Origin of the sequence: Oerskovia rustica, from assembly GCF_014836555.1 — a bacterium.
In the GTDB taxonomy this organism is placed as follows: domain Bacteria; phylum Actinomycetota; class Actinomycetes; order Actinomycetales; family Cellulomonadaceae; genus Oerskovia; species Oerskovia rustica.
In genome coordinates this window covers 1-7,932 of sequence record NZ_JACSQQ010000035.1, presented here as the reverse complement: position 1 = coordinate 7,932, position 7,932 = coordinate 1, and the positions used below count along the sequence as shown (strand labels likewise).

Here is a 7,932-nt window from a genome sequence, read left to right as displayed (position 1 = left end):
CCGCCGCGCTCGCGACGCTCGGCGGGATCGAGCGCGACGGCCTGCTGGCCAACGTGCGCACGGTCGGCGAGGCGCTGCGCGACGGGATCGCCGCGTGCGGCAACCCCGTGGTCGCGGGAACCCGTGGCCTGGGCCTGCTGATCGCGGTCCAGCTCTCGGCGCCCGTCTCCGCGGAGGTCGCGCGCCGAGCCCTGGACGCCGGGTTCATCGTCAACGCGGTGCAGCCCGACGCGATCCGCCTCGCCCCGCCCCTGATCCTGACGCGCGACCAGGCGAGCGAGGTCGTCGCGTTCTTCGCGGGGCTCCCCGCGGACCTGGTCGGCCCGGGCGCCGCACAGGCCGCCCCCACCACCCCGTCCATCACCCCAGCCACCCCTCCGAAGGGCTGACCGTGACCTCGACCGCCTCCGTCCGGCACTTCCTGCGCGACGACGACCTGACCCCCGCCGAGCAGCGCGAGGTCCTCGAGCTGGGCCTCGGCTTCCGCGAGGACCGCTTCATCCGCACGCCGCTGCGCGGGCCGCAGGCCGTCGCGGTGATCTTCGACAAGCCCTCGACCCGTACGCGCGTGTCGTTCTCGGTGGGCATCGCCGAGCTCGGCGGCTACCCGCTCGTGATCGACGCGGCGTCGAGCCAGCTCGGTCGGGGCGAGCCCATCGCGGACACGGCCCGCGTCCTGGACCGCCAGACGTCGGCGATCGTGTGGCGGACGTTCGGCCAGGAGCGCGTCGAGGAGATGGCCCGGGTCGCGACCGTCCCGGTCGTCAACGCGCTGACCGACGAGTTCCACCCGTGCCAGATCCTCGCGGACCTGCTGACGGTCGCCCAGCTGCGCGGCGGCGTCGACTCGCTCGCCGGGACGTCGCTCGTCTACCTGGGTGACGGCGCCAACAACATGGCGCACTCCTACCTCCTGGGCGGCGTGACCGCAGGTATGCACGTGCGCATCGGCGCCCCGGCCGGCTTCCTGCCGGACCCGGCCGTCGTCGCCGACGCCGAGCGCATTGCCCGGGACACGGGCGGTTCCGTGCTCGTGACCACGGACGCGGTCGAGGCCACGCGCGGTGCGGACGTCGTCGCGACCGACACCTGGGTCTCGATGGGCGACGAGGCCAGCGCGGCCGAGCGCGAGCTGCCGTTCGTCCCGTACCAGGTGAACGCCGAGCTCATGGCGGTCGCCGTTGACGACGCGCTCGTGCTCCACTGCCTGCCCGCGTACCGCGGCAAGGAGATCACGGCGGAGGTCATCGACGGCCCGCAGTCGGCCGTCTGGGACGAGGCCGAGAACCGCCTGCACGCCCAGAAGGCGCTGCTGACCTGGTTGCTGGACCGCTCGTGACGACCGCCCTCGGCCCGGGGAGCGTGCCCACCACCAAGGCGGCACGCCATGCGCGCATCGCGCAGCTCGTCGCCCGGCACGAGATCCACTCCCAGGCCGAGCTCGCCAAGGCGCTCGCCGAGGACGGCGTGAGCGTCACGCAGGCCACGCTCTCGCGCGACCTCATCGAGCTGCGGGCCGAGAAGGTCCGCAGCGCGTCGGGCGCCCTGGTCTACGCGGTGCCCGGCGAGGGCGGCGACCGCTCGGTCCAGGTCGCGAACGACGCCGAGTACGTCGCGGCCCGGCTTGCGCGGCTGTGCGCCGAGCTCCTGGTCTCGGCCGAGGCGTCGGGCAACCTCGTCGTGCTGCGCACGCCGCCCGGCGCCGCGCAGTACCTGGCGTCGGCGATCGACCACTCGGTGTTCGTCGGCGTCCTGGGCACGATCGCGGGCGACGACACCGTCCTGGTGATCTCGCGCGACGTCGACGGCGGCGAGGACCTGGCCGCGCGCTTCCTGGCCCTGACCAACCCCGTGGCGCCTGCCACCACCACGACCCCAGCACCTCCTGGCTAGCGACGGCCCTCACGGGCCGCGCAGCGACCACGGCGACCACCGAGCCTCGGCGGCTGCCACACTTGGACCCATCACCCCACGCAAGGAAGAGAACAAGTCATGACTGAACGCGTCGTGCTCGCCTACTCGGGCGGCCTGGACACCTCCGTTGCCATCGGCTGGATCGGCGAGGCCACCGGGGCCGAGGTCGTCGCCGTGGCGGTCGACGTCGGCCAGGGCGGCGAGGACCTCGAGGTCATCCGCCAGCGCGCCCTCGACTGCGGCGCCGTCGAGGCCTACGTCGCGGACGCCCGCGACGAGTTCGCCGAGGAGTACTGCATGCCCGCGCTGCGCGCGAACGGCCTGTACCTCGACCGTTACCCGCTGGTCTCCGCGATCTCGCGCCCCGTGATCGTCAAGCACCTGGTGCGGGCGGCCCGCCAGTTCGGCGCGACGACCGTCGCGCACGGCTGCACGGGCAAGGGCAACGACCAGGTCCGCTTCGAGGTCGCGACGACCTCGCTCGCGCCCGAGCTCAAGACGATCGCGCCGGTCCGCGACCTCGCGCTGACGCGCGAGAAGGCCATCGCGTACGCCGAGAAGCACTCGCTCCCGATCGCCACGACCAAGCACAACCCGTTCTCGGTCGACCAGAACGTGTGGGGCCGTGCGGTCGAGACGGGCTTCCTCGAGGACATCTGGAACGCCCCGACGAAGGACGTCTACAACTACACCGACGACCCGACGTTCCCGCCCGTCGCGGACGAGGTCGTCATCACGTTCGAGCAGGGTGTGCCGGTCGCGCTCGACGGCGTCCCCGTGACCCCGCTGCAGGCCATCCAGGAGATGAACCGTCGCGCCGGCGCCCAGGGCGTGGGCCGCATCGACATCGTCGAGGACCGCCTGGTCGGCATCAAGTCCCGCGAGATCTACGAGGCCCCGGGCGCGATCGCTCTCATCGCGGCGCACCAGGAGCTCGAGAACGTGACCCTCGAGCGCGAGCAGGCCCGCTTCAAGCGTGGCGTCGAGCAGCGCTGGACCGAGCTGGTCTACGACGGCATGTGGTTCAGCCCGCTCAAGAAGTCGCTCGACGTCTTCATCGACGACACCCAGCGCTACGTCTCGGGCGACATCCGCCTCGTCCTGCACGGCGGCCGTGCGACCGTCACGGGCCGCCGCAGCGAGTCGAGCCTGTACGACTTCAACCTCGCGACCTACGACGAGGGCGACTCGTTCGACCAGTCGCAGGCCAAGGGCTTCATCGAGATCTTCGGCCTCACGGCCAAGCTCTCCGCGGCCCGCGACGAGAAGTTCGGCAACGGCGTGGACTTCGGCACCGGGAGCCTGTGAACCATGAGTGACGAGATCACGTCCGGCGCCGCCGCGGGCGACTCGGCCGAGGTGGAGGGCGTACCGAGCGTGTCGGAGGCACCAGTGAGCCTGTGGGGCGGCCGGTTCGCCGGCGGCCCTGCGCAGGCCCTGGCCGCCCTCTCGCAGTCGACGCACTTCGACTGGCGCCTCGCGCAGCACGACATCGCGGGCTCGCGGGCCCACGCCAAGGTGCTCGCGGCGGCGGGTCTGCTCGACGACGACGAGCTGACCGCGATGCTCGAGGCGCTGGACGTGCTCTCGGCCGACGTCGGGTCGGGGGCGTTCCTCCCGGTCCTGGCCGACGAGGACGTGCACACGGCCCTCGAGCGCGGGCTCATCGAGCGCGCGGGTCCGGACCTCGGCGGCAAGCTGCGCGCCGGGCGTTCGCGCAACGACCAGATCGCGACGCTCGTGCGGTCGTACCTGCGCGAGGAGGCCCGGGCGATCGGGCTCCTGGTGCTCGACGTCGTCGACGCCCTCATCGAGCAGGCCGAGGCGCACCCCGGCGCCCCGATGCCGGGCCGCACGCACCTGCAGCACGCGCAGCCGGTGCTGCTCGCGCACCACCTGCTGGCGCACGCGTGGCCGCTGCTGCGCGACGTCGACCGCTTCATCGACTGGGACGTGCGGGCCGGGCGCTCGCCCTACGGCTCGGGTGCGCTCGCGGGCTCGTCGCTGGGTCTGGACCCGGCGGCCGTCGCGGCGGACCTGGGCTTCGACGGCCCGGTCGAGAACTCGATCGACGGCACGGCCTCGCGCGACGTCGTCGCGGAGTTCGCGTTCGTCTCGGCGATGCTGGGGGTCGACCTCTCGCGCTTCGCGGAGGAGATCATCATCTGGAACACCAAGGAGTTCGGCTTCGTCCGCCTGGACGACGCCTATTCCACGGGGTCGAGCATCATGCCGCAGAAGAAGAACCCGGACATCGCCGAGCTCGCGCGCGGCAAGGCCGGGCGCCTCATCGGGGACCTGACGGGGCTGCTGGCCACGCTCAAGGGCCTGCCGCTCGCGTACAACCGCGACCTGCAGGAGGACAAGGAGCCGGTGTTCGACCAGGTTGACACCCTCAAGGTCCTGCTCCCCGCGTACGCGGGCATGGTCCGCACCCTGACGTTCGACACCGAGCGCATGGCGTCGCTCGCACCGCAGGGCTTCTCGCTCGCGACCGACGTCGCGGAGTGGCTCGTCCGTCAGGGCGTGCCCTTCCGGGTGGCTCACGAGGTCGCGGGCGCGTGCGTGCGGGTCTGCGAGGAGCGCGGCATCGAGCTGTGGGACCTGACGGACGCGGACCTCGCGGACATCTCCGAGCACCTCACCCCGGGGGTGCGGGACGTGCTCACGGTCGAGGGTTCGCTCGCCTCGCGCGACGCGGTGGGCGGTACGGCTCCCGCGCGCGTGGCGGAGCAGCTCGAGGAGGCCAAGGTGCGCTCGGCGGAGTACCGCTTCTGGGTGCAGGGCTGAGGTCGCCGTGAGCGTGAGCGCTGTGGTCCTCGAGGACCTCGTGGCCCGCGTGCACGACGGCGCAGCGCGCCTCGGTCAGGGACGTCCGGCTGGTCCGGGCGTCCCTGGCGGGGCCGGGTGCCGCCTGGTCGTCGTCGACGGGCCGGCGGGTTCTGGCAAGACGACCCTGGCCGCGCAGCTCGCAGCGGCCCTGCCCGCTCAGGTGATCCACATGGACGACCTGTACGAGGGCTGGACGGGCATGACGGCGGGCGTCGGGCGGCTCGTCGAGCAGGTCCTCGACCCGCTGGCGGTGGGCCGGCCCGGGCGGTACCAGCGGTACGACTGGACGCTCGAGGACTTCGCCGAGTGGCACGACGTCCCGCTCGCCCCGTTCCTCGTGGTCGAGGGCTGCGGCGCGGGTGCCCGGCGGATCGCCGACCTCACGACGACGCTCGTCTGGGTCGAGGCCGACGACGAGGTCCGCCTGGCGCGCGGCCTCGCGCGCGACGGCCAGGAGGCCCGCGTGCACTGGCTCGAGTGGATGGCCTCGGAGCGAGAGGTCTACGCGGCCGAGGGCACGGCCGCGCGGGCCGACGTGGTGCTCGACGGGTTCGGCGAGCCGGTCCCGTCGCGTCCCCGTGCTCACGAGCGCGCGGGCGACGCCTGACCGTCCACCGGCAGGCGAGAAGTCGAAACATGCGCGGCGTAGATTGCGGGGGAGACGCCCGCCCAGCCAGGAGGCCCACGTGACCGAGTCCCGTTCCAGCACGGACCTCGACGCCCCCGCACCGGACGTCCCCGCGCGTGGGTGGTTCGCCCGCCCGAGCCTCGAGGTCGCGCGCGACCTCCTGGGGGCCTCGATCACGCACCGCACGCCGGAGGGCAGCGTCACCGTCCGCCTCACCGAGGTCGAGGCCTACGACGGCGAGCAGGATCCGGGGTCGCACGCCTTCCGCGGACGCTCCGAGCGCAACCGGGCCATGTACGGCGAGCCGGGTCACCTGTACGTTTACCGGCACCTGGGCCTGCACCACTGCGTCAACGTGGTCTGCGGCCCCGTGGGATCCGCGTCGGCGGTCCTCCTGCGCGCGGGCGAGGTGACCGACGGCGCCGAGCTCGCCCGGGCGCGACGGCTCGCCGTGGGCGTGTGCGACTCGGACCGTCAGATCGCGCGCGGTCCGGCGCGTCTCGCGGTGGCGCTCGGCCTGGACCTGGCCCACTACGGGCTGGACGTGACGGACGAGGCGGGCGACGTCGTCGTGCACCGGGACGTGCGGACCCTGCGACCCGCGATCGCGACCGGACCGCGCGTCGGTGTGAGCGGCGACGGCGGAGACGCGAGCGTCTACCCGTGGCGCCTGTGGCTCACGGGCGACCCGACCGTCTCGGCGTACCGCCCCGCGACGCGCCGCACCCGCTGAGGTGCCCGCTCCCGGGCGGAGTCGGTGCTGGAGGGCAGGACACGGCAGACTAGGACCTCGGGCGCGCGGAACGACGGCGCGCCCGTCCCACGCCCGCGCCGCACCGCGCGCGGGCACGACGAAGGAGATGCAGTGAACGACGTTCTCGACGAGTTGCAATGGCGAGGCCTGGTGGCGCAGTCCACCGACGAGGCCGCGCTGCGTGCTGCGCTGGCCGAGGGACCCGTCACGTATTACTGCGGCTTCGACCCGACCGCACCGAGCCTGCACCACGGTCACCTGGTCCAGCTCATCCTGCTGCGCCACCTGCAGCTCGCCGGGCACCGCGCCATCGCGCTCGTCGGTGGCGCAACGGGCATGATCGGTGACCCGCGCCAGTCGGGGGAGCGGATCCTCAACACCAAGGACACGGTTGCCGAGTGGACCGAGCGCCTCAAGGCGCAGGTCTCGCGCTTCCTCGACTTCGAGGGCGACAACCCGGCGCGCGTCGTGAACAACCTCGACTGGACCGGCCAGCTCACGGCGATCGACTTCCTGCGGGAGATCGGCAAGCACTACCGTCTGGGCACCATGCTGGCCAAGGACACCGTGGCGCGCCGTCTGAGGTCGGACGAGGGCATCAGCTTCACCGAGTTCAGCTACCAGATCCTCCAGGGGAACGACTACCTCGAGCTCTTCCGGCGGGAGGGCGTCACGCTCCAGACGGGCGGCAACGACCAGTGGGGCAACCTGCTCTCGGGCGTCGAGCTGATCCGCAAGGCCGAGGGTGCGTCGGTGCACGTCCTGACGACGCCGCTCATCACCAAGGCGGACGGGACCAAGTTCGGCAAGACCGAGGGCGGGGCCGTGTGGCTCGACCCCGACATGATGAGCCCGTACGCGTTCTACCAGTACTGGGTCAACGCGGACGACGCCGACGTGGTGGGCTGGCTGAAGATCTTCACGTTCCGTAGTGCGGAGGAGATCGCCGACCTCGAACGCGCGGTCGCCGAGCGTCCCGCGGCGCGCGAGGCGCAGAAGGCGCTCGCTGCCGACGTCACCACCCTGGTCCACGGTGCTGCGGCGACCGAGGCGGTCATCGCGGCGAGCCAGGCGCTCTTCGGTCGAGGGGACCTGGGTGCCCTCGACGCCGGCACGCTGGCGGCGGCGGTGGCGGAGCTCCCGCGCACGACGGCGGCGCCCGGCGAGCTGGTCGTCGACCTGCTCGTGGGGTCGGGACTCGTGGCTTCCAAGGGCGCGGCTCGTCGCGCGATCTCCGAGGGCGGCGCCTACGTCAACAACGTGAAGGTGACGTCCGAGGACGCGGTCCTCGAGGCGGACGACCTCCTGCACGGGCGCTTCGCCGTCCTGCGCCGGGGCAAGCGGACGCTCGCGGTGGCCGAGGTGGCGTGACGGACCTGCGTGCATGACGGCGGGGCCAGGGGAGCCCTCCCCTGGCCCCGCGGTCCTTGTGTGGGGCCGGCCGGGCACCGTGAGCGAGCCGTCGGGCCGGTGCGGCCCGGGGGCGCCGGGTGCGGTGACCAGGGTCACCGCACCCGGGTTTGACCTTGCCCGTCACCTCGACGTAATCTTCTGGATGTCAGCCCGACAGGGAGGAACAGACACCACTGCGAAGCTCCTCGGAGCCGCCGCGAAGTGGCTGGTCCCACGGGCAGGCCACCCACATGAACTTCAGATCCTGGATCTATCGACTCGTGAGGGCGCCGGAGAAGAGTTGCGGTAGACACCGGGACTCAGAACTGGTAAGGTAGAGAAGTTGCCCCGAGTGAAGGCCCCTGGTGGGTTGGAGTCGGTGCGTGTCGGTTGCTTGAGAACTCAACAGTGT

General features: G+C 72.4%; 8 protein-coding genes. All 8 read left to right on the top strand.

The features are described from left to right. Positions 1–389: aminotransferase class III-fold pyridoxal phosphate-dependent enzyme (locus H9652_RS19930; RefSeq protein ID WP_225228356.1), on the top strand; the 389-nt coding region annotated here is incomplete at its 5' end. A gap of 2 nt (positions 390–391) precedes the next feature. Next, positions 392–1,339 (top strand): ornithine carbamoyltransferase, encoded by a 948-nt coding sequence (gene argF / locus H9652_RS16250; protein ID WP_191797337.1) that lies wholly within the window; start codon positions 392–394, stop codon positions 1,337–1,339. Beyond that, entirely contained in the window at positions 1,336–1,893 is a 558-nt protein-coding gene (locus tag H9652_RS16245; protein WP_191797335.1) for an arginine repressor, read from the top strand. The genes argF and H9652_RS16245 overlap by 4 nt, the downstream gene beginning before the upstream one ends. A gap of 99 nt (positions 1,894–1,992) precedes the next feature. Further along, on the top strand, positions 1,993–3,222 hold the full coding sequence (locus H9652_RS16240) for an argininosuccinate synthase (protein ID WP_191790710.1): 1,230 nt from the start codon (positions 1,993–1,995) through the stop codon (positions 3,220–3,222). Between the two features lie 3 nt (positions 3,223–3,225). Continuing rightward, positions 3,226–4,704, top strand: a complete 1,479-nt coding sequence (gene argH / locus H9652_RS16235; RefSeq protein ID WP_191797333.1) for an argininosuccinate lyase — start codon at positions 3,226–3,228, stop codon at positions 4,702–4,704. 13 nt (positions 4,705–4,717) lie between these two features. After that, on the top strand, positions 4,718–5,353 hold the full coding sequence (locus tag H9652_RS16230; RefSeq protein ID WP_318244220.1) for a uridine kinase family protein: 636 nt from the start codon (positions 4,718–4,720) through the stop codon (positions 5,351–5,353). A gap of 79 nt (positions 5,354–5,432) precedes the next feature. Continuing rightward, the gene (locus tag H9652_RS16225; protein ID WP_191797329.1) at positions 5,433–6,107 is read left to right on the top strand and encodes a DNA-3-methyladenine glycosylase; all 675 of its coding nucleotides are present in this window, start codon (positions 5,433–5,435) and stop codon (positions 6,105–6,107) included. 132 nt (positions 6,108–6,239) lie between these two features. Next, positions 6,240–7,499, top strand: a complete 1,260-nt coding sequence (gene tyrS / locus H9652_RS16220; RefSeq protein WP_191797327.1) for a tyrosine--tRNA ligase — start codon at positions 6,240–6,242, stop codon at positions 7,497–7,499. Positions 7,500–7,932 lie beyond the last annotated feature (433 nt).